This window comes from Pseudomonas sp. GW101-3H06, assembly GCF_059424605.1.
In genome coordinates this window covers 2,367,931-2,394,027 of sequence record NZ_JBWKZO010000001.1, presented here as the reverse complement: position 1 = coordinate 2,394,027, position 26,097 = coordinate 2,367,931, and the positions used below count along the sequence as shown (strand labels likewise).

Sequence of the window (26,097 nt, the reverse complement as noted above, 5' to 3'; positions counted from 1 at the left end):
GCGAGGAGATGACGAAAAATCACCAGCGAGACTAGATGCGCCCTCCCCGCGCTCTGTTCCGTTTCCCTAGCGCACAATCGGAAGTCCGGCCTAAAGGTGCTTCCGTTTGTCTTCAAAGGCACGGCCCGCGTGACGTACAGCCTGTTTCGCGGATGTTGGATGGTGACCTTTAAGAACGAAGAATCGGAACTGAGCTTCCAGGGTTTAGCGCCGCGGAGCCCTGAGGAAAACGCCCTAATCGCCCGGAAACAGGGCTTTTGGCAAGGCGATCTGACATGCGAAAAGCTGAGAAAGAAGATAAATATCAAACAGGATTGGTGCCAAAGACAGCGCGAAAAAGGGCCAAAAACGGCGTGAACTCACAATACATTGAGGCAGCTCGCAAAAATGTGGCAGCTATCAGATTGTAGTGGTCAACTAATCCCGGACACGACGTTAAGTTTTTCTTCGGCCCGAGCTGGCGCCAGCCCACCGTTGAATTGATGGGGTCGAACCCAGTTGTACCGATGCATCAAGAAGTGGCTGATATCGCGCTGGGCTTCTTGAGCTGTTCTGTAGCCCGTGGTCGGTATCCATTCCGTTTTCAAGCTGCGGAACACGCGCTCCATTGGTGCGTTGTCCCAGCAATTTCCTCGGCGACTCATGCTCTGGCGCATGCGATAACGCCACAATCGCTGACGAAATAGCCGGCTTGCGACCCCTGATCCGAGTGAAACAGCAGACCCGAAGGCCTGCCACGCTGCTCGTAGGCCATATCCAGGGCCTTGATCACCAGTTCAGCGTCCGGCTTTTCCGACAACGCCCAGCCCACCACCCGGCGCGTGCAAAGATCCAGCACGACCGCCAAGTAATGCCATTTTCCCTGGGCCCAAATGTAGGTGATGTCGCCGCACCAGACTTGATTCGGGGCTGGCACATCGAACTCACGGTTCAAGGTATTCGGGATATCGAGTCTTTCTACTGTCGCTCGTTTGTAGGCATGTGAGCCGGGTTGTTTACTGACTAAATCAAGCTCGCGCATCAGGCTGCGCACTTTGAATCGACCGAGCTGCTCACCGTCTTCAAGCATCAGCGACAAGATGCTGCGGCTGCCCGCCGCACTGCGACTTTGCGTGAACAATTCGCTCACCCGGCTGCGCAACCTAAGCCGTTCAACATCGGGCGTGCGGCGCCTAAGGCGCTGGGCGTAGTAGCACGAGCGGGTGACTTCAAACACCTTGCACAGCCAATCAACCGGCTCATGGACGCTCAGCTGATTGATCAGCCCGTACGCTCGTGATCTTCCGACATCAAGAGCGCGGTAGCCTTTTTTAGTATGGATTTCTCTCGCTCAAGCCGAGCGATCCGGGCCTCCAGTTCCTGAGTTTTTTGCTGTTCCGGCGTCAGCGCCTTGCTCTGCGGGGTGATGCCTTTATGTTCTTTCTGAATCTGGTCAACCCAGCGGCGCAATGCCGACTCACCAATGCCGAGTGAACGACTGGCTTCGATGTAGCTGTAGTTTTGTTTGAGCACGAGGTCGGCAGCCTCGCGCTTGAATTCAGGAGTAAAGGAGCGGCGTTGTTTGGTCATTTGACACCTCGATCTGGCGAGCATTCTCGCCTAAATGGGTGTCCGGTTTCATTAGACCACTACAGTCGCCAAGTTGCAGATATGGCCGTTTGATCCAAAAGTGCTTTCCTACGACCAGTCAATATTGGCGGTAGCCTTGTCTTATACAGCGCTTGAAATGTATGCAGAGCCGCGAATAGTTGGAGCACTCAACGACGTTCTCGCCGACTTGGTTTTTTTTGTGGATGCAGAACGTTACTGACGAAATGAGCGGGAGAGAATCTGACACTTTGGATCTCTCATACTCTGGCCCCTTTCCTTCGACTGAAGGGCCATCCGCTACCGCGAAGCGAGCCACCTAGAGGCGGTCATGGGGATTATGCAATCTGTCAAAGTCGGTCTGTATGGCATTATGGCAAAAATCTATCTAGAACCCGCCGAATCTCCACCCGGAGCCTCGCTCGGCACAGCCTTGGGAGTATTTGCGGGTTCTAGTCAAAGCGCGTGTAGTGGCATTGATTTCCATGAGACTCTCCTTTTTTGTCCCTACTTTATCGACATGGGCTAAAAGTACTTTAAGGTCAAATTCCTCCGCGCGCACATCGCGAGCCATGGCCAACACACAGGCACCTTGGCATTGCTGTCTGATAAGCGGCTAGGCCGCGATTGGCAGTCCATGTTGGCGGATCCTGCGCATGAGTGGCCCGTTGACGGTCTCGCTGAAACCGCAAGCATGTCTCGCGCAACGTTTATGCTAGCCTTCGTACGGGTGGCTGGAGTTTCACCTTGGGTATTATTGACTCAGGTCCGAATGGAGTTGGCGTTCAACCTGCTGAAGCCATTCACATTTGGGTTTGAGCGACATTGCTTCCTAAGTCGGGTATCAATCCCAAGCGGCTTTCAGCAAAAAACTCAAGGAAATATACGGTGAAGTACCTGGGAGAGTGAGACGCGGGATGTAACATCTCCGACATTTCCATATGCCGGACGATGAGGAAGATTTATTAGCCTCGTGCGGCTTGCGATACGGTAAAGCTATCCTCCAACATTCGAAAGCTCGTAATCAATCCGTCATCTACCTCTAGCACCAGTACAAATGACGTTTCAATACGTTTACCCGTGGCTTTTACGACTGACGCAAGGTCACCAAGTATCAATGTGCGATGCTCATTCGCAAGGATATCGTGGACGTTGAGACTCTCGCTTGTTATCAGCGCCGCAGTATCTCTCACGAAGTCAACAATAGCCTCTCGGCCTGTTTTTTTACCAAGCCACGGCAGTGCCCCCTCATCACCCGCAATTTCCCAACGCGCGTCCTCAGCAAATAGATGCGCCAGTGCTTGAGAGTCTCCAGCACCCAGTTTTTGTAAGAAATTCTGCGCAAATTCTAGATTGTTTTGCCCATTCATGATCATTAAGTCTCTGGTCGTTTTGAGAAGTCATTGTCGAATAATTGGTAGGCGCTTTGCTGCGCGCTGCGCAGACGACAGCATGGTGGGTATTCTGTACTGATATTTTTCAAGCAACTGCATCCAGTTCGGTCTCCAGCGGGTAGTACAGACAGTAGCCATAGCTGCTGAATTGATTACTTCCTGGAGAAATTTGCATGAACGCTAAACAGTTCTTGGGCTTTGTCAGAAACGCGTTTGCTGCCACCTGCTTGCTGGTTACAGTCCCAGCGGCCTATGCGCAAACAGATCTGCCCGACAGCATCAAGGTTCCGGACGGTCATAAGGTAGCGCTGGAGACCGTGGGCGTGGGCGAAATCACGTATGAGTGTCGCGACAAGACTAACGTCGTCGGCCAGACCGAATGGACGTTTGTCGGCCCGAAAGCGGTGCTCAATGATCGCAGCGGCAAGCAGGTCGGTAACTACTTCGGCCCCCCTGCCACCTGGCAAGCCAAAGACGGCTCTAAGATCACCGGGACTCAACTGGCGGTTGCCCCCTCAGGTACCGGTGACCTCCCTTATCAGTTGGTCAAAGCCAACCCTGCGGAAGGCAAAGGTGCGATGAGCGGTGTCACCTACATTCAGCGGGTAGCCGTTATAGGCGGTGTAGCCCCCATGTCCGAATGCACCGCCGCAAACAAAGGCAAACGGGAAATCGTGAAGTATCAGGCCGACTATATTTTTTGGGCCGCCAATTAAGCCAACGACCCAGAACAGGCTGAGAGCGCTTAAAGTCGTCTACGCTGCTCCGATGGAACCCCAGCCCAAGGGCTGGGGAATTTACCACTTGCTGACGGCTGAAAACCTTGTCTTTACCTGAAACCATGTTCGACTATGAAGCCTGTCTGGCTGCTTGTGCCCGAGGCGAGCAGCAGGCATTGCGGGATTTATATGAGCAGGAAAGTGCTCGCCTTTTGGGTGTTGCCAAGCGAATTGCTCGCGATAACGCCTTGGCCGAAGACATCGTGCACGACGCTTTTATCAGAATATGGACACGTGCCACCATATTCGATCCGGCACGGGGCTCTGCGCGCGGCTGGATCTTCAGCGTGACGCGGCATCTGGCGCTCAACTTTATGCGTGATAACGCCAGGGAGATACAAGTCAGCGAGCAAAGCGAAATGGCATTACAAGCTTCAGCATCCCTGGAGACATCGTCAGAGAATGTCGATACCTTCGATTTTCGAATCCGTTCAGGACGCATTTATGTGTGCCTTGAGCAACTGGAGCCGGCGCGTCGCAACTGCATCCTTCACGCGTATGTAGATGGCTATTCGCATTCAGAAATCTCACAGAAACTAGGCGCACCTCTGGGGACCGTCAAAGCCTGGATCAAACGCAGTCTGGTGGCCTTGCGGGAGTGCATGGGATGACCACAAGCCCAAAGAGTGACAATCCCGACTACATCGATGAACTGGCGAGTGAGTACGTGTTAGGTACGCTGCCAGCCGAGCAACGCCTCGAGATACAAAAACGTCTTCTTCAAGAGGCCGATTTGCGGGCGGCTGTCGATGCGTGGGAACAGCGATTGTTGGCGTTGACCGAACTGGCTGAGCCGCAAATCCCTTCTCCGCTGCTCTGGGGGCGAATCGAGCGCAGCTTGAGCAGCAATCACCGGCGTGCATCACCAGTGACAGCCGCCGCGAAGCCAATCTCGTGGTGGAACCTGCTTCCTCTATGGCGTGGGCTCGCGGGAGCAGGTCTTGTCGCAACGCTGGTGCTCGGAACCCTACTCCTGACAAGAATAGCTCCACTGAATCCGACCACTTACCTGGTAGTTCTGGTGGCTCCGCAGAACCAGGCACCCGGCTGGGTCATTCAGGCGAGCAATCCGAAGGAAATCCAATTGATCCCCTTGGGGATAGCGCAAGTGCCAAGCGACAAGGCACTTGAGTTCTGGACCAAAGCGGATGACTGGCAAGGACCGGTGTCCCTTGGATTGGTCAAACCTGGGCAAACGCTTTCAGTCCCTCTGGATAAATTACCGCCGCTGGAACCCAACCAGCTCTTTGAATTGACTCTAGAGAATCCCAATGGATCGCCGACTGGCAAACCCACTGGACCGATTCAGTTTATTGGCAGGGCCGTTAAAGTGATCTGACCATGGCTAATGACCATCAGATGGATCTCAATTGCTTCGGTGAACTTTACGCAAACTTTACGGGCGGCCATGTTGAGTGAATTGATACTGTGCGGCGCTTATCAGCCAGGCGTTTTTTATGTCCATTGCAGTACTGCGGCTTATCGGATTCATCCTGGGTATTTTCTTGATCACGTTGGCCGTGAGCATGGTTATTCCCATGGTTACATTGGTGGTTTATGAACGCAGTGATGATCTGTCTGCGTTTCTCTGGTCTAGCCTGATCACCTTCGTCTGTGGGCTGGCGCTAATAGTTCGCGGGCGCCCCGAGGTTGCCCAACTTCGTCCACGAGATATGTACCTGTTGACTACGGCCAGTTGGGGCGTCGTCTGCGCTTTTGCGGCTTTGCCGATGGTGCTCATCCATCACATCAGCTACACCGATGCTTTTTTTGAAACGATGTCAGGTATCACCACTACCGGCTCGACGATTTTGACCGGGTTGGATACTGCGTCTCCAGGATTACTGATTTGGCGCTCGATGCTGCACTGGCTTGGGGGAATTGGTTTTATCGGCATGGCCGTGGCGATTTTGCCTTTATTGCGCGTCGGCGGCATGCGGTTATTTCAGACAGAATCTTCAGACTGGTCAGAGAAAGTCACACCACGCTCTCACGTCGCGGCGAAGTATATTCTGGTGCTCTATCTCGGACTGACCGCGGTGTCCGCTCTGGCTCTATGGATAGCGGGAATGTCGCCTTTCGAAGCGATCAATCATGCGATGTCTTTTATTTCTACGGGTGGCTTTTCAACCTCGGATGCCTCCCTGGCGCACTGGCCTCAACCGGCTATTCATTGGGTATCCGTGGTCGTCATGATTATCGGCAGCCTGCCTTTCACCTTGTATGTCGCCACTCTACGGGGCAACAAAAGTGCGTTATTAAGAGACCATCAGGTGCGAGGGTTCATTGGGTTTCTGTTGATAACCTGGCTGCTATTTGGTACGTGGTTGTGCTTTCACAGTGACCACAGCTGGTGGGACGCATTTCGTATCGTGGCCGTCAATGTAACCTCGGTGGTCACCACCACGGGGTTGGCCCTCGGGGATTACACCTTATGGGGCAGCTTTTCTGTTTTGCTGTTTTTCTATTTGACCTTCGTCGGTGGCTGCTCAGGGTCGACGGCAGGAGGGCTTAAAATCGGTTCTTCACGGAATCCCGGGAAACACAGAAACAAGAACGCCGATTTGATTGATGATGTTCGTGCGAGCAAACACATCTAACAAACCGGCGTTCTTATGCGCGATATTAATACTTTCCTTCCTTTTTGGGAGGGCTTTTCTGTCGTCAACATCAAGCCTGATGGTGACGCCCTCCAGATTGATCTAGCACCCCACGCCACCCGATTCCCTTCCTGTGGCGGCTGCCAAAAAACCTGTTCAACCACTCATGAGTATTGCGAGCGAGTCGTTCGTGATTTGCCCATTCTTGGCCGTGCGGTACGCCTCAACGTTTTGCTCAGGCGAGTTGGCTGCCGCGATTGTGGCAAACGCATGGAGGCCGTCAGTTGGCTGGATCGCTATGCGCGCATGACGCGCCGCTTGGCCGATGCGGTTATTCAGGCTTGCGAGCGTCTTCCCACTCTGCACGTGGCCCAAATGTTTGGCCTGCATTGGGACACGGTTAGATTGCTGGAACGTCGCGCCCTACAGGCGGTATTGAGCGAACTGCCGAAGGCGCAACCACGACGTTTGGTGATGGATGAGTTCGCGCTGTTCAAAGGGCATCGCTACGCCAGCGTTGTTCTGGATGCCGACACACGACGGGTTCTGTGGATCGGCGAAGGCCGCAGCCGGGCGGCGATCAGACCGTTCTTCGAAGAACTTGGGCCAGAAGGTTGCGCCAAAATCGAAGCGGTGGCGATGGACATGAACACCGCTTTTGACCTGGAAGTTCGTCAGCACTGCCCGAAAGCGCGAGTGGTCTACGACCTGTTTCACGTAGTGGCCAAATACGGCCGAGAGGTCATTGACCGGGTCCGCGTCGACGAAGCCAACCGGCTACGTCACGACAAGCCGTCTCGCAAGGTCATCAAACAAGCGCGATGGCTGTTGCTGCGCAATCCGCAGAATCTGAAAACACCTGAACAAGAGGTTCACCTGCAGGATTTATTGGCAGCCAACCAATCACTGATGACGGTCTATTTGATGAAGGCTGAACTCAAAACACTCTGGGCACCGAGTACCGCCTGGGCTTGGAGATCGGCCTGGAAGCAATGGCTGCGCCATGCTCATGAAAGCGCAATTCCGGCCCTGATCCAATTTGCCAAACGACTAAAGGGTTACTGGCGGGGCATCGTAAGTCGGGTTCGTTGGCCGATGCACACCGGTCAGTTGGAAGGAATAAACAATCGAATAAAGGTCATCAAGCGGATGGCGTACGGTTACCGGGATAGCGAGTTTTTCTTTATGAAGATCAAGAGCGTCTTTCCCGGTAATCCGTGAAGAACCTTAAAATCTTCCGCTTTCAGGTCGCTGCCTCCTTGCTGATGGGCAGCCTGAAACAACTGATTCATCCTCGTGCGGTGATTCGGAAAAAATACAACGGCCATCCCATTGACGAAGACATCGCGCGTTCACTGCTGACCTTTTCATTTTTTTTCACCATCACCATCGGTGGCATTGCACTGGGGTTGGCGCTGATCGGTCTTGATTGGACGACAGCCTTAAGCGGTGCTGCCACCGCAGTTTGCAACGTGGGTCCCGGGCTGGGCACGATCATTGGTCCAGCGGGCAATTTCTCGACCTTGCCAGATGCCGCAAAATGGCTGTTGACGGTCGGCATGCTTTTGGGACGGCTGGAAATTCTGACCGTATTGGTGCTGCTCACACCCGTCTTTTGGAGGTACTGATTGGGCAGGTAGGCGCGCGTATTTTCAATGCCCGCGAAACAATTGGCACCGTATCCCGCTATAAGCTTGTTAAACAGATGGCTGTATGTGATCTAGGCGCAACATTACTGGACGCCGTCAATGCAAATGGGCGGCAGCCAAGGAAACTGCAATATGTCCCGGACAATAGCTACCCGTATCCCCCGTACGGTCTGGGCGTTAGGGTTCGTCAGCCTGTTCATGGACCTGTCTTCAGAAATGGTTCATAGCCTGCTGCCGATGTATCTGGTGGGTTCTCTAGGCGTCAGCATGATAACCCTGGGGCTGATCGAGGGTATTGCAGAGGCGACGGCCCTAATCGTTAAAGTCTTTTCAGGCGCTATCAGCGATTACTTCGGACGACGCAAAGGCCTGCTATTGCTGGGCTACGGACTGGCTGCACTCACCAAGCCACTCTTTCCGCTGGCCCAATCCGCAGAGATGGTGTTCACCGCACGTTTTCTGGATCGGATTGGCAAAGGTATTCGCGGCGCTCCGCGTGATGCCCTGGTCGCCGATGTATCTCCACCGCAGATCCGTGGCGCCTGCTTCGGCCTACGCCAATCCATGGATACGATAGGGGCCTTCCTCGGGCCAGCAGTAGCCATCGGCCTGATGTATACCTTCAGTGAAGACATTCCACTGGTGTTATGGATCGCGCTGATACCGGCGTTGGTAGCGGTCATTCCGATTTTTGTTGGCGTCGATGAGTCCGCACATGAGCGGTTAGCTCAGCGCTTTCGTTCACCCATACGGCTACAACTGCTACACAGCTTTTCGCCGGCTTATTGGTGGGTAGTAGTAATGGGCGCACTGCTCACCTTGGCACGCTTTAGTGAGGCCTTCCTAGTCTTGCGCGCTCAGCAAACAGGACTGTCTGCAACCTGGGTGCCTATAGTGATGGTGGTGATGGCCTTTTTCTATACGCTCTCGGCTTACCCTGTGGGGAAGCTCTCTGACCGTGTAAGCCGCACAAATCTCCTCGGGGTTGGATTGATACTGCTGATCTCGTCCGATCTGGTTCTAGCCAGTGCCAAGTCCGCCTCAATGCTGATACTCGGCGTTGCCCTGTGGGGACTTCATATGGGATTAAGTCAGGGGCTATTGGCAGCCCTTGTCGCTGACACAACACCGGCAGAATTCAAAGGAACCGCTTTCGGGATTTTCAACCTGGTGGGCGGTGTTTCCATGCTACTGGCAAGTGGGATTGCGGGGTTACTTTGGCAAAACTATGGTTCAGCAATGACGTTTTATGCCGGAGCCATTTTTTCTGCGGTGACGCTCATACTGCTGATAGCACTGCGTAGTAAAAGCACACGTCGCTTGCATGATCACGGGCGGTGACCACGCAAGAATTAAGGAAGACTTAAACCTAGTTTACCGGGTACTCGGCAATCATTTGGCCAATACATGCTTACAGACTGATGACCTGATAAACATCCTGTTTCCCACCGACTTCCAACTGAAGACCTGCCTGCCAGGTGTGACTCCTCAGTCACAGACCTTCAATCAGTGTCCTCAGTTTTTGAACGACCAACTCAGCCCGAGTAGACAATGGCCATTCGGCGCGATGTATCAGCCACAGAGTGTCTCTCGACCAATCGTGGCCCCTTAATGACCTGGATACTTTCTGGTCATTGAAACGCCAGGAGTGCATAACGCGGCAACACAGTAAAGCCTAAACCTCGCGCTACAGGTTCAAGGATCAGTCCGATCTGGTTGGTAAAACCACGACAGGGCCACCTCGGGGGAGAACTGCTCGAAGCGATTCACAGCATCAAAAGTACTCTCGAGGAATATCCAGGCTCTGAGTGGCAGGTGCGGGTTGATGATTCATCGCTGCGCGAGCGATTGACCGCATCCGCGGTGTCTCTGGCTGCCAACGAGTCCGCCGACTACATCTTTCATGTTTTATGAACCACCTTTACAGCAGAGTCCGCTCAGCAATACCGAACTACTGTCCGTACATGCGCGTTTATTTTTCACGCTACTTGGCCAAGAGACCGCGCGGGTTAATTGCAGTCCTCTGCGACGGGCAGCAATCGGCCCATTGCATACGCTCAATGATGCGAAGAGACGATTTACCTTTGCGCAAACCGTAACGATCCGGGGAGATTTAAAGACGGCGTAGAAATGACCTGACAATTGATTTCGTAGCATCGCTTGTGTCCAAGCCATGAAGCTTGCTCAGAGAAAACCAGAAGCGGTCCTTTGAAAGCATCTACGGAAACAGGACCAATTCACTCGCCTTTCAGGCCAGCGAAAAATAAACGGAGGCTGTCAGGTTGCTTCGGACATCCGCCGCGCTGGTCACGGCTCGAAGTCCATCGTTGATCAAGTACAGCCAAGGCGCAGGAGGTCTGCGATAATGATGACCACAGTGGCGCGATGATATATCGAGGGTTCGTGCCAGTATTCGGCATTCGGGTTTGGAGGACTCCATGCGTGACATTATTGACGGCTTTCTGCGCTTTCAGCGCGAGGTTTATCCGCAACGCGTCGAGCTTTTCAGGCAGCTCGCGACGACACAAAATCCGAAGGCGTTGTTCGTCACCTGCTCGGACAGTCGTGTTGTGCCTGAACTCCTTACACAGCGCGAACCGGGCGAGCTGTTCGTGATTCGCAACGCCGGTAACATTGTGCCGTCGTATGGTCCCGAACCAGGCGGCGTCTCGGCTACCGTCGAATATGCGGTCGCAGTGCTGGGCGTACAGGATATCGTGATCTGTGGCCACTCGGACTGCGGAGCGATGGGCGCCATTTCACGCTGCACTTGTCTGGACCATCTTCCGGCGGTCGCTAACTGGCTACGTCACTCGGACGCCGCGAAAGCGATCAACGCGGCGCATGAGTTCGACACGCCTCGCGCGAAGCTCGACGGCCTCGTGCGCGAAAACGTAATCGCGCAGCTGGCGAATCTGCGTACGCACCCATCAGTGGCACTCGCGCTTGAGCAGGGGCGCATGAATCTGCACGGCTGGGTCTACGACATCGAGACGGGTTGCATCGATGCGCTTGATGGCGCGACACGACAATTCGTTTCACTTGCTGATTCACCGACCACCGTTGCGATCGCTGCCCGCAATGGCAGACATATGTAATGGCGACAGACAATTGAGGTTGGTCGCATTACTTCCGGAATATTTTCGCCCCAGCTAAGGTCAGCGAAACGGCACTGTCTCTATCGGGCAAGTTTTGGATCGGATCAACTGTTCGAATGGCTGCTCGACGGGACTGGCGAACGACAGGAACTGGCCGTTTTCTGCCTCTTGCGACGGGCAGAAAACGGCCAAATCAGACATTTCGAAATGCATTTTCTGTCTTCCGTCGAAGGGGTGGACGGTTAATATGCGCGCTTTCTGTAAGGGTAGGGGCTGAAACTGCGATGTGATGAAATGGGCTTTTGCACAATGCTTATACCGATGCCAACAGCTATCCACTCGCAGTTCGGGCCAACGACACATAGCTTCCCACTGACAGGGCGGCCTCCCAGGCAGTTTGTGCCAAGGCCGCCTGTATTTAAATTTCGGTGACCAACCTCTCAGTGCACCCAGAAGAAAAAACAATCATTGCGAGAAACACTATTTTGCGGTGAACGTGGCGACGGCAGTCAAGCTCGCGTTCGCCTCGGATTTTAATCAAGATAGCCTTCTAACTACAGGCTAAATGACTTGGCCGGACGGAAAAATCTGCTTAGCCAGAAGCTTGCTCGCAAAGGTTCTTGCCCCCTCGGCTTAGGACTTGGTATCTATAAAGCTCACTGCTGGAATGTACTATAGCGCTGGTCGCGAGACTCAATTGCTCGGGCAACAACACCGAAGGCCATCCGCCCTCACGACTGAATGCCTCCAAACACAACGTCCGGTTGTCATCGGACCAGCAGACAAAAACGCCCCTTTGGCTCAGCGAAGCATGATCGAATGTCCAGCAACGCTCCTTGGCCTCATCTGCCCATCGCCCTTCTAGCGAGCAATGAATGATCGAGTAAAAGCCCGCGCTGGTTTTCTCGCGCGCAATTACTCGAAACATTGGGTTATCACTCTTCGCTGAAGCCAAACCTATTTCTTCACCAGCAAACAGGTTAGAGAGCGCGAAAATCTCAATCTGGTCGAGAGGCATCTGATTCAGTTCATTTTGTAAGCGCATGCAATCTGTGTAACGGACATACAGCCAACTTCAAGATTTGTCTCCCAACCCGTAAGCCTGCGCGATCAGTTCGGCTACTTCATCACGACGGACAGTTGTACCTTTGGGTACATCGGATTTCACTGTAGTCACGGAGCCTTTAGCGACCAAAATTTTTGCTGCTTCGGCCCACTCTTCTCGGGTGACGGGTTTGTTCGCATCAAACGCAGGCCCGCTTTTCATCCAGCCATTAGAAACCACAATCACGGCTTGATCATACAAAGGGGAATCCACTAGGAGATCAGTAAAAACAACTTGCTTGTCGCCCTTTATTTCACCGGCCAACGTCATCTGCATCGTGTTGGCTAACTCTCCTCGGGTAATGGCACGGGCCGGTTCAAAGGCATTGGCCTCGTTACAGATCATCAGCCCGCGGAAAACCACCGCCCGCACCGCATCGGATGCTTGATTCGCCGGGATGTCGGTGGGCAGGCTTTTCTGCGCAGGTCTCAACCTCGCGTCAACCGGCGTGACGTCCAGACTCACACCCTGCGCGGTGTAGTTGGTCAATGAGTCATAAGTCTTGTTGTGTGCAACAAAACCCGGGGCCTTGGTGAAATCAAACCGATATCCGTAATGGTATCCATTGGCAGGATTGTATCGAGTCAGCCATGCGACCAAGCAGTTCGGTGTCTACGGAACTGAATTGCGTAATGTGCAGCTCGCGATGCTTGGCAACGGCGATCGCTACAGTCCTTTGACAAATGCGGTTTCACCGGCTGAAGGCAAGGAGGTCATTAAGCCGGGCGATGAGTATCTAGTAGGTAACCAACTGATCACAGACCTATCGGCAGTGGCGGCGATGCGTCGGGCAGTGCTGTATGGTCTGGCGGACAACACAGCTACACGTCAATCGGGGTTGATGAACGTGCGCACTCCAAGCAAACTGTCGTGATCAAGGGTGGCTCGCACGTTGTTATGGTGTCCAATCCAAAGGCCGTAGCTGACCTGATTGAGAAGGCGGCAAAATAAACTTGAAATAGCTGCCATGAGGTTTACCGATTGGCAGCGGCCTGTTATTGGAAAGTGACAGATGCTCTTGATTCACAGTTTTTTCACACGCATCTGATTACATTAATCCCAGCTCCTTCTAAACCTTTTAGCCCGCGCTTCCCACGCGGGCTTTTCTTTGCCTAAGTGCTTGAGCCTGTTATGTCGCGAGGTTAGCGACTGATGTATCGAATACTTGGTCGAATAATCTTTGCAGTTGCTGTCCCAGGTCGACTCGATGGGCCAGAAGATCCACCGCCTCGAAACGGTCAATGAACAACTTGCCCATGAGATCGCGATCCTTAAACGCCACAAGTTTGCCAAGCGCAGTGAACAACTGAGCCCTGACCAAGGCAGCCTCCTAGACGACCTGTTCGATACCGACCTCGCGGCCATCGAAGCCGCGCTTAACGCGGTCAATCCGCCAGCCGTACCGGCCAAGCCACGTGAGAAGCCCTAGCGTGCGCCGCTGCTTGCGCAGCTCCCGCGCACCGTGATGCAGCACGAGTCAAATAAGACCCAGTGCGCTTGCGGCTGCCAGCTTCAGCCCATCGGCGAGGACCTCAACGAGAAGCTGAATTACACATCCGGCGTCTTCACCGTCGAGCAGCATGTGCACGGGAAATGGGCCTGCCGTCAGTGCGAAACCCTGATCCAGGCACCCGTTCCTGCGCAGGTCATCGACAAAGGCATCCCGACCGCAGGCTTGTTGGCTAACGTGATGGTGGCGAAATTCGCCGACCACTTGCCGCTGTATCGGCAGGAGAAGATTTTCGGTCGCGCCGGCCTGCCGATTGCACGCTCAACGCTGGCTCGGTGTGTTGGACAAACAGGCCTGCAACTTCAGCCGCTCGTGGATGCATTGCGCGATACCGTGCTGGCCGAAGACGATGAGCACCTGAATGACGGCCATTGTCAGTCGGGATTTTTCGGCCTATGTTATACAAAACCTATACAAGGCTGCCTGACATGTACAATAAAAAGCAGTGGCCACTCACGCTTTACTTTGACGGCGAATGCCCGCTCTGCGCCCGGGAAATCAAATTTCTCAGCCAGCGCGCCTTAGACACCCGCCTACGATTTGTTGACATCAACGACGCTGATTTCGACTCAACGGCCTTAGGGTTCACGTTCGAGCAAATGCAGTCATCCCTGCATGCCCGATTCGCGGATGGTCGCTGGATGAAGGGCCTGGACGCCACGCTATGGAGCTGGCGAGCAGCCGGTCTGGGCTTTTGGGCCACACCGCTGACCTGGCCTGCGATCCGGCCGCTTCTTACCGTCGGATATCGCCTGTTCTGCCAGTTACGCCCGTATTTGGCATGGTTGCCTCATCCGGATGGCAGCCGCCGCTGTCGCGATTACCGCTGTGCGGTGAAGCCGCCAGCACCAGAGCCCGCGAACCGCCGGCTGTGAAAACAAAACTGAAGTGACCTGCAAGCCCCTGCTGCCTGGGATTTCCCGTTCATGAAATGCAGCATCACGGAGAACATCAACGTGGACCCATCTCTATCCGAACACTACCGTGAAATTCTCGTCGGCGTCGGCGAGAACCCAGAGCGAGAAGGACTGCTGGACACGCCAAAACGCGCAGCCAAAGCAATGCAGTACCTGTGCAATGGCTACACGATGAACCTGGAAGAGCTGATCAACGGCGCACTGTTCGAGTCGCAAAACGATGAAATGGTCATCGTTCGCGACATAGAACTGTATTCATTGTGCGAGCACCACATGCTGCCCTTCATCGGCAAGGCTCATGTGGCGTACATCCCCACCGGACGTGTCCTGGGCCTGTCGAAGGTTGCGCGAGTGGTCGAAATGTTCGCCCGCCGCTTACAGATTCAGGAAAACCTGACAAAGCAGATTGCCGACGCCATCCAGCACATCACCGATTCCGCCGGGGTGGCGGTGGTCATCGAAGCACAGCACATGTGCATGATGATGCGCGGCATAGAGAAGCAAAACTCGGTGATGACCTCCTCGGTGATGCTGGGCGCCTTTCGCGAGTCATCCACCACGCGTCAGGAATTTCTGCAACTGATCGGGCGCCGCTAGCAACGCCCAGAACGGCAATCGCGCTTTTCTGCGGGAGAGGCTAATGAACAATTCTTTCACGATGAACTCGCTTGGCGCTGGCTACCGAGCCTTGGTGATCGGCGCCAGCGGAGCACTCGGCGCGGCTTTTTGTGAATGGCTAAAGGCAGATCCAAGCTGTGCAGGCGTTCGTGAGCTGGGGCGCAAAAGTGTTCCTGGATTGGATCTAGAAGAGCCTGAAAGTATCGCCAGAGCCGCTATCGAATTAGCGGCCGAAGCACCCTATCAGTTGATTGTGCACGCCGCTGGCCTGCTCCACCGTGACGAAATCAAGCCTGAAAAAAGTTATTGCGCGATTGAAGTGGATGCGTTTCAGGCTGTCTTCCAAGTCAACACACTCGGGCCTGCTCTTGTGTTGCGCCACTTTCTTCCCTTGCTTGATACACACGGAGTGATGGCGGTGCTCTCCGCCAGGGTCGGCAGCATTGGCGATAACCGGCTGGGCGGATGGTATGCCTATCGCGCCTCCAAGGCAGCGTTGAACATGCTGATTAAAACAGCGGCAATCGAACTGGCACGCACCCGTCCTCAGACCCGCTTACTGAGCCTTCATCCTGGCACTGTTATTTCAAGCCTGTCACAGCCCTTTCGGGGCGTCTCTGCTGCCAGGCCTGCAAGCATTGCTGCCCGAGAGTTGTTGTCACTGATTGACCGCTTGGCGCCAGCCGACAGCGGCCATTTCTTTGCTTACACCGGAGAACGCCTACCCTGGTAGGCAAGGAGTACACCTTGAATCTGCAAGCGTTGATCGAGTTAGCTTCGAAGGGCGAAATCCGTGAGCTGGAGTTGCTGTCGCTGGAGGGTGGTTTTTATGTCGCGCGCGTCACGCAGGATCACGGTCAATCCACGCTGCTCAACGATGCCGCGAAACCACTGCACCTTCGTTCCGTCAGTCACCTGCGTGAATTACTGCAACTGGTTCCACCCTTTCCCTGCGTGCTGGTGCAGCAGTGCGTGCACGATGAAATGTGCGGCGTACGTGAAGGCCCCATAGATTCGTTGCGCATTCCCTTTTCACTTACGGCGCCGTTGTGAGTCGTATGCATCTGGACCATCGCGCATGAAAAACACCCACCGCCTTCGTCTGGTTCTGGGCGACCAGTTATCGTTTGACCTTGCCTCTTTGCAGGGCCTGGACGCCGAGCACGATACGGTGTTGCTGGTCGAGGTGATGGAGGAAGCCAGCCATGTGCCCCATCACCCACAAAAAATCACATTCATCTTCAGCGCCATGCGCCACTTTGCCGATGCGTTGCAGCAGCGCGGCATTCGCGTGCAGTACGTGACTCTCGATGATCCGCAGAACAGCGGTTCAGTGTCGGGTGAGTTGAGGCGCTGGCACGCATTGCTAGCGCCGGATGAGTTGCACCTTACAGAATGTGGTGACTGGCGCCTGGAGCAGTCGCTCAAAGATTGTGGCTTGACAATCCAGTGGCATACCGATACTCGTTTTCTCTGCACCCGACTAGAATTTGCGTCCTGGGCCGAAGGCAAAAAGCAGCTGCGTATGGAGTTCTTCTACCGAGAGATGCGACGCAAGAGTGGCTTGTTGCTCAATGGTGACAGTAGCCCGGTCGGCGGTGCCTGGAACTTTGATGCTGAAAACCGAAAGGCACTTCCCAAAGGCTTAAGAGCCCCCTCGCCCATGCGCTTTTCGGCCGATGCGATAACCCAGGACGTGCTGGCGCTGGTCGCAAAACACTTCTCCGGCCACTACGGTGCCGTTGACACCTTTGACTACCCGGTAACCCACGCCGATTCCCAAGCGCTTTGGGACTACTTCCTCGACTGGGGTCTGGCAGCCTTCGGCGACTACCAAGATGCGATGGCCAGTGATGAACCCTTTCTGTTTCATGCACGGATCAGCGCCGCACTGAATATCGGTCTGCTGGATCTGCGTAAATTGTGCAACGACGTGGAAGCTGCTTACTGGGCGCACAGGATCCCGCTGAATGCAGCCGAAGGCTTTATCCGCCAACTCATCGGCTGGCGTGAATACGTTCGGGGTGTCTACTGGCTGAAGATGCCCGACTACGCCGACGGCAATCTGTTTGGCAACGACAGGCCGCTTCCAGAGTTCTATTGGACGGGCGACACCAGGATGAATTGCATGGGCCAAGCGATCGGGCAAAGCTTGAAACATGCCTATGCCCACCATATCCAGCGGCTGATGGTAACCGGAAACTTTGCACTGCTGGCCGGCATCGCGCCGCCCCAGATTTGCGACTGGTACCTGGCGATCTATTTGGACGCATTCGACTGGGTCGAACTACCCAATACGTTGGGCATGGTCATGCACGCCGATGGTGGTTACCTGGGCTCCAAGCCTTACTGCGCCAGTGGTCAATACATAAAGCGCATGTCGGATTACTGCCGTAACTGCGCGTACAAAGTCAGTGAAAGCACGACGGACGACGCCTGCCCTTTCAATTCGCTTTACTGGCATTTTCTGATGCGTCACGGCGACCTTTTGCGCGGCAATCAGCGCATGGGCATGGTCTACAAAAACCTCGATCGTATGACTGAATCAAAGCAGCAAGCGCTATGGGATCGTGGCCAGAAACTGCTCGCCAAACTGGATGCCGGGGAGTCGTTTTGAAGAAGAGTGAACTCCCGATCAAAACCTGTGCGATCTGCGGATTGCCCTACGCCTGGCGCAAAAAATGGGCGCGCTGCTGGGCCGAGGTGCGCTACTGCTCGGAGCGTTGCCGGCGGCACAGACGCATTGAAAACCGAGTATTTATGCCAGATATAAGACTAAATGCTGCACGCTTATAAACCTCGAATTCAGGTCGTTTGGCACGGTGTCTTATCGCTACAAACATTGGATAAACGTAACCGTCCGTCAAACACACCTCCCCGATCCCAGCACTTAGCACAATGATGCCAAATCAATCCAAAGTGGACACCTCAAATGCCCATACGGGCGCAGTCGAATTAGTTTTGGCCAAGGCCTGTTATCCCACCACGTGTCGCGAGGCGTGGTTGCCTGCGATAAAAGGCGTGAATAGCCCATACCACGCCGACGAATAGCAACCCTGTCCCAAGCGCTTCCATAGGAGAGGGCCAGCGTTGATTGATGAGCAGACCCATCGTAGTTGCATAAATGGTTCCGCTGGCGATCAATTGCCCGCTTAGAGCCAGAGGTAGACGTCGAGTTGCGATTGACCACGCCCAGGCACCTGCAAGGGTGGCCCCTAACCCCTGAATCAATCCACAGACAATTAGCGCCTGAGTACCTGCTAACCCGCTCGGATGGCTAGCGAAGTGGGACAGGTTCAAGTACAGACCAACGGGGATAAAAGCCAGCATTTCCACGCTGCACATGAAGATCAGCATGGCTGACCACAACATGGGAGACATGCTTGGGCGTTGAGCCAAAGCACTTTCATTTAACAATCCAAAACCAGTCCAAAATCCAATTGCGATTAACGATGCGAGCAGCCCAAGCAGTATCGAATCGGTCGGGAGCACCACCGTTGCGCTGCGAAAATCAAACACACTCAGGTTGACCAGATTTATGCCCAAAGCCGCGACCAACAGCGGCCCGGCAATGGCGCGCCAGGGCACGCTGGAGCTTCGCATGTTGCCGGCAATCGCGAGCACGATCGGTACTGACCCCATCATTACCGGAGGAATCACCGGCCCAGCTGCCAAGACCGCAGTGGTGATCAGGAAGAAGTAGCCGATGTAACCTAAGAAACCCAGCAATGCGGCGCTGGCCCAGTCGGTGAGTCGCAATTGCCGCACTTCGCTACGGTAAACGAACAGCACAAGCAGGCTACCTAAACCGGCAAAGGCATAGCTCACCACAGCCAGATCAAAAAGGCTGTAGTCGCCGACCAACCCCGGAAAGATGTAGAGCAGTGACCAGGAAAAAGTGGCGGCAATGGCCGCTAATAGGCCCAGCGTCATACGCTCTGCTCCTGTGGGGCCTGCTTGCGGATCCAGCAATGAGCTACGTGGCGGGCAGTGTCAAATACCCTTACATCCTGGCGCAAGGCGGCGCTGACGAAACTGCCCTCCAGCAAGATAAACAGCCCCTCAGCAACTGCGTCAGCGTCGCTTATACCGGCGCTCATAGCCAAGGCGGCTAGGTTTTCGCGTATCCCTTGCTTATGCCTGCTCACTACCAAATGCACAGGGTGGCTAAACTGGGGGAATTCAGCCGCACTGTTGACGAACAGGCACCCGCGCTCGCTATCTTGCAAAAGAAAGCGTTGATACAAATCGAAAAACGCGAGCATGCCGCTGACCGGGTCAGGATACCCTGCCAAGGTGCGCGCCACCTCTTCACGCCAGCGTCGGTCACGCTCCTCAAGGCAAGCCACAATCAGCGCATCCTTGGAGGGGAAATGGCTGTAGAGCGTCATCTTGGTAACACCCGCCATCGCGGCGATGGCCATCACACCCGTAATGTATATACCTTGTGACAGAAACAGCTTCAGCGCTGAGTCAATCAAGCGCTCGCGGGTATTATCCATATTAAGGCACTCCGGCATCGGGACGGAGCTGACTATACTGACCGGTAAGATTGTAGTGCGTCCAAATACGACCTGAGTCATGGCCGTTACGACACAAGCCGCAGCATGCTAACGCGGTACTAAATCGTAGGATTTGGCGAATCAGCACGTTCGTTACGCTAGCTCAACGCACCCTGCATCCACATCGCACTTAGCCCAGAATCGACCTCGTCCCCCTTTATGAAGGGCAACTCTTCTTGGTAACGGAAAGTCCCCCGGAAAGGGAGAGGAACCTGGGCGATATCCGCTGCAAGCGTAACTGGTAACGATTCTCCAAACCCGGCCCTCGCGCCGGGTTTACTGTTTTCATGTGGCGGCCGCCACCTGTTTGGATCTAAACCTGCGGGCCAGCAGAAGCCTGGTCGCGGGTTTTCCAAAGCGATAGCAGTACACCGCCCAGCAGCAAAGCCACGGTCACGCTCAGGGAGATGACCGCCGGAATCTTGCCGATGATACCGACCATGAAAATCTTGCCGCCGATAAACACCAAAACCAGCGCCAAGGCGTACTTGAGATAGGCGAAGCGGTGAATCATCGCCGCCAGGGCGAAATACAACGCACGCAGGCCAAGGATTGCGAAGATGTTGGAGGTGTAGACGATGAAGGGGTCTTGGGTGATGGCGAAGATCGCTGGCACGCTGTCCACGGCGAACACCAGGTCGGCACACTCGATCAGCACCAAGGCTAAGAACAACGGCGTCGCCCAGACCACGGACTTGCCGCTGGCATCTGCCTGACGGACAAAGAAGCGCCCTTCATGCAGTTGCTCGGTCACCCGCATGTGTTTGCGCAGGAACTTCACCAGCAGGTTTTCGCTAAGGTTCGGGTGGGCATCGACCTTGCTGAACAGCATCTTCACTCCAGTTAACAGCAGGAAGATGCCGAACACATACAGAATCCAGCTGAACTCGGCGATCAGCGCCGCCCCCAGGCCAATCATGATCGCGCGCAGCACGATGACACCGAGAATGCCCCAGAACAGCACCTCGTGCTGATACCTACGCGGGATAGAGAGGAAGCTGAAGATCATTGCCATCAGGAACACGTTGTCCATCGACAACGATTTCTCGATCAGAAAACCGGTGTAGAAATCCATCCCGGCGTCAACACCCTTGACCTGCCAGACCCAGAGTCCGAACAGCAAGCCAGCCGTGATATAGCCAGCAGACAGCAGAAGACTTTCAGTAACGCCGATTTCTCGCTGCTCACGGTGGAGAACCCCGAGGTCGAAGACCAACAGGCCTATCACGATGCTGATAAAGACTAGCCACAACCAAGTGGCGGTGCCGAGGAACTCGGCCATGAAGAACGGTTCTAGGGCAGTCATGAGCCCCTCCTCCAAGTGTCGAAGTTGTACAAACTACAACTCCGACATGGCAGCGATTCGCTGTCAGAGGGGCCCGGTGTTGTGGAGAAAAAATTTAGAGAGAGACGTGGGATTTCTCAATCACGCAAGAGTTGCAAGTTATTTCAATGTTGGAGGCCGCCGCTGAGGTCGGAATGTCGAGGTAGAAAATCCATAACAACGTTTCACGCTGGCCTACTCTTGAGGCCGTTCGATCCAAACGAGCTAGACGAGGATCAGCTAACACTGGCGGTTGACCTGAGCTACAACCTCAGAGAGTTTTACGATGAAGAGCCGATTCTTACGTCCCAGAGCCCATGGCAGCAGAATAGGATTGAAACGGTCTATTACGATCACCTCCAGCAACTACGATCACCCAGCCACCTTTTCGGACTAAATGTTCGGCCGCGCTCGTTACTAGGCCAGTCGTTTGTGCGCTTGGGCGAGCGAGAGCGCAGCGCGAAAAAGGGCCAAAAACGGCGTGAACTCACAGCAATTCCGGACTTGAAAATCAGCGAAATCACCGGGTAGTTTTGCGCCAGTATTGCGCGGGTTTTGCGCAGACACAAAAAAAGCCGATCTAGATGATCGGCTTAAGTGTCTGATTTTACTCAGGAATAATGGTCGGGACGGAGTGATTCGAACACTCGACCCCTAGCACCCCATCTCCTTTTTCATACTTCTTGAAAGATTCCAAAATTTTACTCTGGATTTTTCTAAGCTAGTTTTTACTTGAGCTCCAGCGGTGTTCTGCTCTACGAGAGTCCAGGAACGTCCATCAAGAGCCGGCGTTTTTGTGGGGGTAAAAGTAGGGGGAGTCCATTTCATGGCCAAAATTACCATCAAATAACTCAAGTCGCTGACCGCTGAAGATTCCGGCCGCATCCTCCGGGAGGATGGTAATCTCGCCGGTCGAATCTCCGTGCGTAAGGACGGTATATCGGTCAGCTTTTTCTATCGGTATCGCTGGGGCGACCAGAACAAAGAGCACGCCTGCGGAACCTGGCCGCGCAAATCCCTGACGGACATCCGCAAGTCCCGTAACCAGGCCCGGGCGCTCATTGATGAGCAAATCAATCCCGACTTACACAAGAAAACCGCCAAGGCACAGGTATACGCCGCGGCTAACGTAGAGGCCGAACAAGTAAAAACGACGAAGGTGCAAACGCTGACCGTCCAGGACCTGGTCAAGGCCTGGCTGTTGGATGGCGTCGCGCGTAAAGACGGCAATGCCGAGTTGCTGCAGGCCGAATGGAAAAATGTCGATCTGGACCAGCAGACCTGATTTCTCCCCTGTGAAAACGTCAAAGGCACACGCGGCAAGAAACAAGACCACCATGTCTGCCTCTCGCCCTTTGCGCTGCATTTCTTTCAGGAGCTCAAGACCCTAACGGGAGACTGCCAATGGTGCTTTCCGAACAAGCAGGATGATGGGCATGTGGACGTAAAGGTGGTGAGCAAACAGGTCGGCGATCGCCAGGCCCGATTCAAAAACCGCAAGGCCCTCTCCAGACGGCGTCACGACGACACCCTGGTTCTTGCCGACGGCCAGAACGGCGACTGGACGCCACATGACCTTCGTCGCACGGGCGCGACCATGATGCAGGCCCTGGGGGTCAGCCTGGACGTCATCGACCGCTGCCAAAACCATGTGCTGGCCGGCTCCCGGGTCAGGCGTCACTATCTGCATCACGACTATGCCGAAGAGAAGAAACACGCCTGGAATCTGCTGGGTGATCGACTCAGTGCTGTGTTGTCCTCGACCTACGAACACCCACCGACCGAATCAATGATGTCGTTTCCAGCGTACACCGCGACTGGATCCCTACCACCTTCATAAGTCGGCATATTTAGTGCTGCGTCCTCATAGTTTCATGGACATCGTCGAGCGTTTTCTTCAGATCGATCCCGGCCTATTGACGCCGATGCCAAATTGACTCACGTGACGATGTAAGACTAACCCATCTCAAAATCGGCACTAATCTCGAACAGGCATTGGTGCGATGAATCAGGTTAATTCGGCGTCGGCGCCAACACCCAAGCCTCGCCTATAGCCCGTGACTTGCCCCCCCGATCTCTCCTGCCAGTGACCAGCGCAAATCAGTGCCACCAAACACTTAGCTTTTTTATATAATATAATTTAACAAACTGACTAATTAATGATCAATCGTATGCCCGAATCAGATCTCCAGCAACTACACTCCAATGCCGATGCTGCCAGCCAATTCCTTAAAGCCCTGGCCAATCCGGATCGCTTGATCCTCCTGTGCCAGCTATCGCAAGGTGAGCGCAATGTCAGCGATCTGGAGTCACTGCTGGGGATACAGCAACCAACGCTTTCTCAACAGCTGGCTGTGCTTCGTCGCGAAGGACTGGTGGAGACTCGCCGTGACGGAAAGCAGGTGTTCTATTGCATCAGCAGTCCCGCAGCATTGGCAGTCATCCAAACCCTGTATCAACACTTTTGCGTAGGAGAAAGCTCGTGAATGTCGACTGGCTCAACTTCACTCCCTGGTCATCCCTTGCCGGTGGCGCATTGATTGGCCTGGCGACCAGTCTATTCGTCGTCGCCAACGGGCGCATCGCCGGGATCAGCGGCTTGATCGGCAGTCTTTTACAGCGTGGGAGCGAGGGGGTGAGTGAGAAAGCACTTTTTCTCCTGGGCCTGCTCATCGCGCCGCTTCTATGGGGTTTGTTCGCCGCGCTGCCGCAGATTGAGTTCAAAAGTGGCGGGGGCGGACTGATCGTCGCCGGTGTATTGGTCGGCATCGGCACCCGATACGGATCAGGTTGTACCAGTGGCCATGGGGTCTGCGGCATATCGCGCCTTTCGCCGCGATCGGTGGTCGCCACTGTGTGCTTCATGTTCAGCGGTTTCGTCACGGTGTTTGTCTTGCGTCATCTGCTGGGGGGTTGAACATGACCAAACTGACTGCGTTCATTGCTGGCCTGCTTTTCGGCCTGGGCCTGCTTCTGGCAGGCATGGCCAACCCGAGCAAAGTACTCGCTTTCCTGGATTTAACCGGTGCCTGGGACCCTTCCCTGGGGTTGGTCATGGTCGGGGCCATTGGCGTGGCCATTGGCCCGCTTACCTGGGCCCGCCGACAATCCAGTTCGCTGTTGGGAAGGCCAATGCAGCTACCGATCAAACGTGAGTTGGACCCGCGCTTGATTGGCGGGAGCCTGTTGTTCGGCATCGGCTGGGGTATAGCGGGCATCTGTCCTGGCCCCGCAGTGGCCATTCTACTGACAGGGCACTGGCAAGTGATCGTGTTCATGTTGGCCATGCTGGCCGGCATGTTGTTGTTTACTGCACTGGAGAGCCGGCGCAGCCATTGATCGGGAGATCCGCCATGAAAGCGGATATTCGAACCATTGACCGTAGCCTGCGCATTGTCGCTGGCCTGCTTCTCATTGGCCTCAGTCTGTCCGGTGTGATCGGCGCGGGGGTTGGATCAGTTTAGTGCCGCTGGCCACTGGTATTTTCCGTTTCTGCCCTGACTATACGTTGCTGGGCATCAAAACCTGTAACCATCGCTGAACTACCGTTGCGTACTTGCGGGCACATTAAGGTGCCCGTGGTGGTTCAGGTACGTAGCGCTGATCAGGGTTCCTTGCCCAAGCCCATTGGTAGTGAGCACTCCATTTCCTATATCGAAAGGCTGACGTTAATTGATTCACTTAAAAATATAGCGTTTACCAATGCTATCGCAGCCTTACAAGGGCAGTTGAACGATTTAGGTCGTGGTTCAACACCCTGCTAACGCCATGCGCATTAACCCCAGCTGCTGGATCTATAAACGTACAAATAGATTGCTATTGTTTAAAAGTATTCTGAGCGGGGCAGTTTCAAAACTTGTTTGACTAGGAGATTTTAATGTCCGACCTGAACGATCCACGCGTGTTCTTTGCCGCTGAGCGAACATTGCTGGCATGGAACCGAACCAGCCTTTCGCTGATGGCATTTGGATTTGTGATTGAACGATCCGGGCTACTACTGCAGATGCTAAAGCCGGGCGTATTGGGGCCTCCTGGAAAACATTTTTCGTTCTGGATCGGACTGGCTTTTCTGATGCTGGGCTCATGGGTTGCCTGCTGGTCAGCCTGGCAATACAAAAAGGTGGTCAATACCCTCAAGCCCGTTGAAATCCCCTTTGGCTACAGTGTCAATGCTGGCCCTGGCATTAATGTCATTACGGCAATCCTGGGCGTTTTGCTCATGGCCTATTTGTCCATCATGTGAACAAGGCTTGGCCTGGCTAACCTCATTCGGCTTGCCACCATCACTTCCGCAAATGTGGGTCTAACGGCCGTCCCACGGGCTGTTGACGAGTGAGTAACTTTCTTTTCATGAGTTGGATGCACGCGTAGAACAAGCACCAATGGTTCAGCGCTTTGAGACGAGGTTAAGGACAAGCTCAAACAAAGCGCACAGTGCCTGCCAGGTGGCCAGCAACAGCACCTATGTATACGCGCACCATCGCTTTGCGCCCCAAGTATTGCTTCTGGATGAACCGAACTCTGTTCTTGAACCGATTTCCACCGGGCGCATAAACAACATCTAGAACAATTTAACCAACGGTTGGTATGACATTTTGGTTTGTGATCTCAACCCAGACTCGACCCTCGCGCAGACAGAAACAAAAACCCCGGCGCGAAGCCGGGCTTTTTATATTTCGGACGGGGCTGATTCCTCAGCAATTCCGAGTGTAATTCAAGGAAGCCTATCGTGCAGCTAACACTTTCTCTGAGGTCGGAGGTACTGATAACCGCAAGCGGAGAGAGGGAGCTGATAAGGGAATGGAAGTCACTATCCTGTCCTAAATTGGAAGACAGGGAGACATACCTACGCACCCTGTCCAGGGTTTACGTAGGCATCATCAGCACAAAGGTGGTTAAAGGAGGAATTGCCATCTCCTGCTTTCATCCTGTAGCAGCGGCGTACAGACATTCA

23 protein-coding genes, 9 pseudogenes and 1 riboswitch are annotated in these 26,097 nt (G+C 54.4%); of the genes and pseudogenes, 25 read left to right on the top strand and 7 right to left on the bottom strand.

Translation table 11 applies throughout. The features are described from left to right. Positions 1 to 413: 413 nt before the first annotated feature. Positions 414 to 1,569: pseudogene (locus AC07ZE_RS10960) on the bottom strand (IS3 family transposase). Between the two features lie 568 nt (positions 1,570 to 2,137). Between AC07ZE_RS10960 and AC07ZE_RS10955 the strand changes: the two are divergent. After that, positions 2,138 to 2,510 (top strand): annotated as a pseudogene (locus AC07ZE_RS10955) (helix-turn-helix transcriptional regulator); the annotation flags it as partial. A 42-nt stretch (positions 2,511 to 2,552) separates the two neighbouring features. Here AC07ZE_RS10955 and AC07ZE_RS10950 read toward each other — a convergent pair. After that, a complete protein-coding gene (locus tag AC07ZE_RS10950; RefSeq protein ID WP_207264237.1) occupies positions 2,553 to 2,957 on the bottom strand; it encodes a nuclear transport factor 2 family protein in 405 nt (134 codons plus the stop codon). Between the two features lie 197 nt (positions 2,958 to 3,154). Between AC07ZE_RS10950 and AC07ZE_RS10945 the strand changes: the two genes are divergently transcribed. The 8 genes and pseudogenes from AC07ZE_RS10945 (at position 3,155) to AC07ZE_RS10910 (ending at position 11,107) form a co-directional block, all read left to right on the top strand. Then, positions 3,155 to 3,697: a DUF3455 domain-containing protein gene (locus AC07ZE_RS10945; protein WP_259331944.1), complete on the top strand. Its 543-nt coding sequence runs from the start codon at positions 3,155 to 3,157 to the stop codon at positions 3,695 to 3,697. Positions 3,698 to 3,804: 107 nt separating this feature from the next. After that, positions 3,805 to 4,371 carry a sigma-70 family RNA polymerase sigma factor gene (locus AC07ZE_RS10940; protein ID WP_207264235.1) on the top strand — a complete coding sequence of 189 codons (567 nt, stop codon included), beginning with the start codon at positions 3,805 to 3,807 and terminating at the stop codon, positions 4,369 to 4,371. Continuing rightward, positions 4,368 to 5,099, top strand: coding sequence for an anti-sigma factor (locus tag AC07ZE_RS10935; protein WP_207264233.1), 732 nt, complete (start codon positions 4,368 to 4,370; stop codon positions 5,097 to 5,099). The genes AC07ZE_RS10940 and AC07ZE_RS10935 overlap by 4 nt, the downstream gene beginning before the upstream one ends. A 118-nt stretch (positions 5,100 to 5,217) precedes the next feature. Further along, positions 5,218 to 6,279 (top strand): annotated as a pseudogene (locus AC07ZE_RS10930) (TrkH family potassium uptake protein); the annotation flags it as partial. 96 nt (positions 6,280 to 6,375) lie between these two features. Then, the gene (locus AC07ZE_RS10925) at positions 6,376 to 7,581 is read left to right on the top strand and encodes an ISL3 family transposase (RefSeq protein WP_207262873.1); all 1,206 of its coding nucleotides are present in this window, start codon (positions 6,376 to 6,378) and stop codon (positions 7,579 to 7,581) included. A 5-nt stretch (positions 7,582 to 7,586) separates the two neighbouring features. Further along, positions 7,587 to 7,988, top strand: a pseudogene (locus tag AC07ZE_RS10920) (potassium transporter TrkG); the annotation flags it as partial. 153 nt (positions 7,989 to 8,141) lie between these two features. Next, entirely contained in the window at positions 8,142 to 9,350 is a 1,209-nt protein-coding gene (locus AC07ZE_RS10915) for an MFS transporter (RefSeq protein ID WP_207264231.1), read from the top strand. 1,097 nt (positions 9,351 to 10,447) lie between these two features. Beyond that, positions 10,448 to 11,107, top strand: a complete 660-nt coding sequence (locus tag AC07ZE_RS10910) for a carbonic anhydrase (protein WP_160109235.1) — start codon at positions 10,448 to 10,450, stop codon at positions 11,105 to 11,107. Between the two features lie 592 nt (positions 11,108 to 11,699). Here the strand turns inward: AC07ZE_RS10910 and AC07ZE_RS10905 are convergent. Both AC07ZE_RS10905 and AC07ZE_RS10900 read right to left on the bottom strand, forming a co-directional pair. Continuing rightward, positions 11,700 to 12,125 (bottom strand): hypothetical protein, encoded by a 426-nt coding sequence (locus tag AC07ZE_RS10905; RefSeq protein ID WP_207264230.1) that lies wholly within the window; start codon positions 12,123 to 12,125, stop codon positions 11,700 to 11,702. A 57-nt stretch (positions 12,126 to 12,182) separates the two neighbouring features. Continuing rightward, positions 12,183 to 12,701, bottom strand: a complete 519-nt coding sequence (locus tag AC07ZE_RS10900) for an S-layer homology domain-containing protein (RefSeq protein ID WP_207264229.1) — start codon at positions 12,699 to 12,701, stop codon at positions 12,183 to 12,185. Between the two features lie 76 nt (positions 12,702 to 12,777). Here AC07ZE_RS10900 and AC07ZE_RS10895 point away from each other — a divergent pair, with 76 nt between their 5' ends. From AC07ZE_RS10895 to AC07ZE_RS10855, 9 genes and pseudogenes are all read left to right on the top strand, one after another. After that, positions 12,778 to 13,086, top strand: a complete 309-nt coding sequence (locus tag AC07ZE_RS10895) for a hypothetical protein (protein WP_207264227.1) — start codon at positions 12,778 to 12,780, stop codon at positions 13,084 to 13,086. After that, positions 13,080 to 13,163: pseudogene (locus AC07ZE_RS10890) on the top strand (alpha/beta hydrolase); the annotation flags it as partial. The gene AC07ZE_RS10895 and the pseudogene AC07ZE_RS10890, both read left to right, overlap by 7 nt. A gap of 229 nt (positions 13,164 to 13,392) precedes the next feature. Beyond that, positions 13,393 to 14,088: pseudogene (locus tag AC07ZE_RS10885) on the top strand (transposase); the annotation flags it as partial. 62 nt (positions 14,089 to 14,150) lie between these two features. Further along, positions 14,151 to 14,597 (top strand): thiol-disulfide oxidoreductase DCC family protein, encoded by a 447-nt coding sequence (locus AC07ZE_RS10880; RefSeq protein WP_207264225.1) that lies wholly within the window; start codon positions 14,151 to 14,153, stop codon positions 14,595 to 14,597. Between the two features lie 81 nt (positions 14,598 to 14,678). Next, a complete protein-coding gene (folE, locus tag AC07ZE_RS10875) occupies positions 14,679 to 15,236 on the top strand; it encodes a GTP cyclohydrolase I FolE (RefSeq protein WP_090473967.1) in 558 nt (185 codons plus the stop codon). A gap of 43 nt (positions 15,237 to 15,279) precedes the next feature. Then, a complete protein-coding gene (locus tag AC07ZE_RS10870) occupies positions 15,280 to 15,990 on the top strand; it encodes an SDR family NAD(P)-dependent oxidoreductase (protein ID WP_207264223.1) in 711 nt (236 codons plus the stop codon). A gap of 14 nt (positions 15,991 to 16,004) precedes the next feature. Then, a complete protein-coding gene (locus tag AC07ZE_RS10865; RefSeq protein ID WP_207264220.1) occupies positions 16,005 to 16,310 on the top strand; it encodes a DUF6482 family protein in 306 nt (101 codons plus the stop codon). A 25-nt stretch (positions 16,311 to 16,335) separates the two neighbouring features. Further along, entirely contained in the window at positions 16,336 to 17,874 is a 1,539-nt protein-coding gene (locus AC07ZE_RS10860) for a cryptochrome/photolyase family protein (protein ID WP_207264219.1), read from the top strand. Then, positions 17,871 to 18,053: a DUF2256 domain-containing protein gene (locus tag AC07ZE_RS10855; protein WP_207264217.1), complete on the top strand. Its 183-nt coding sequence runs from the start codon at positions 17,871 to 17,873 to the stop codon at positions 18,051 to 18,053. Before AC07ZE_RS10860 ends, AC07ZE_RS10855 begins: the two co-directional genes overlap by 4 nt. Before the next feature lie 159 nt (positions 18,054 to 18,212). On the opposite strand, the gene AC07ZE_RS10850 is transcribed toward AC07ZE_RS10855, so the two are convergent. The 3 genes from AC07ZE_RS10850 to AC07ZE_RS10840 form a co-directional block, all read right to left on the bottom strand. Next, complete coding sequence (locus AC07ZE_RS10850; RefSeq protein ID WP_207264215.1) at positions 18,213 to 19,190, bottom strand: DMT family transporter; 978 nt, start codon at positions 19,188 to 19,190, stop codon at positions 18,213 to 18,215. Next, positions 19,187 to 19,759, bottom strand: a complete 573-nt coding sequence (locus AC07ZE_RS10845; RefSeq protein WP_207264213.1) for a TetR/AcrR family transcriptional regulator — start codon at positions 19,757 to 19,759, stop codon at positions 19,187 to 19,189. Before AC07ZE_RS10845 ends, AC07ZE_RS10850 begins: the two co-directional genes overlap by 4 nt. Before the next feature lie 373 nt (positions 19,760 to 20,132). Then, positions 20,133 to 21,125: a TerC family protein gene (locus tag AC07ZE_RS10840; protein ID WP_207264204.1), complete on the bottom strand. Its 993-nt coding sequence runs from the start codon at positions 21,123 to 21,125 to the stop codon at positions 20,133 to 20,135. Positions 21,126 to 22,002: 877 nt separating this feature from the next. Here AC07ZE_RS10840 and AC07ZE_RS10835 point away from each other — a divergent pair. The 7 genes and pseudogenes from AC07ZE_RS10835 to AC07ZE_RS10805 form a co-directional block, all read left to right on the top strand. Then, positions 22,003 to 22,983: pseudogene (locus AC07ZE_RS10835) on the top strand (site-specific integrase). Between the two features lie 331 nt (positions 22,984 to 23,314). Then, on the top strand, positions 23,315 to 23,629 hold the full coding sequence (locus AC07ZE_RS10830) for an ArsR/SmtB family transcription factor (RefSeq protein ID WP_207267798.1): 315 nt from the start codon (positions 23,315 to 23,317) through the stop codon (positions 23,627 to 23,629). Then, positions 23,626 to 24,060 carry a YeeE/YedE family protein gene (locus tag AC07ZE_RS10825; RefSeq protein ID WP_207264202.1) on the top strand — a complete coding sequence of 145 codons (435 nt, stop codon included), beginning with the start codon at positions 23,626 to 23,628 and terminating at the stop codon, positions 24,058 to 24,060. The genes AC07ZE_RS10830 and AC07ZE_RS10825 overlap by 4 nt, the downstream gene beginning before the upstream one ends. Before the next feature lie 2 nt (positions 24,061 to 24,062). Further along, a complete protein-coding gene (locus AC07ZE_RS10820; protein ID WP_207264194.1) occupies positions 24,063 to 24,482 on the top strand; it encodes a DUF6691 family protein in 420 nt (139 codons plus the stop codon). A 14-nt stretch (positions 24,483 to 24,496) separates the two neighbouring features. Continuing rightward, positions 24,497 to 24,684, top strand: a pseudogene (locus AC07ZE_RS10815) (YgaP family membrane protein). Between the two features lie 336 nt (positions 24,685 to 25,020). Continuing rightward, positions 25,021 to 25,386 carry a YidH family protein gene (locus AC07ZE_RS10810; protein WP_207264192.1) on the top strand — a complete coding sequence of 122 codons (366 nt, stop codon included), beginning with the start codon at positions 25,021 to 25,023 and terminating at the stop codon, positions 25,384 to 25,386. A 115-nt stretch (positions 25,387 to 25,501) separates the two neighbouring features. Next, positions 25,502 to 25,705 (top strand): annotated as a pseudogene (locus tag AC07ZE_RS10805) (ATP-binding cassette domain-containing protein); the annotation flags it as partial. A gap of 302 nt (positions 25,706 to 26,007) precedes the next feature. Further along, positions 26,008 to 26,070, bottom strand: a riboswitch (Fluoride riboswitch). Positions 26,071 to 26,097 lie beyond the last annotated feature (27 nt).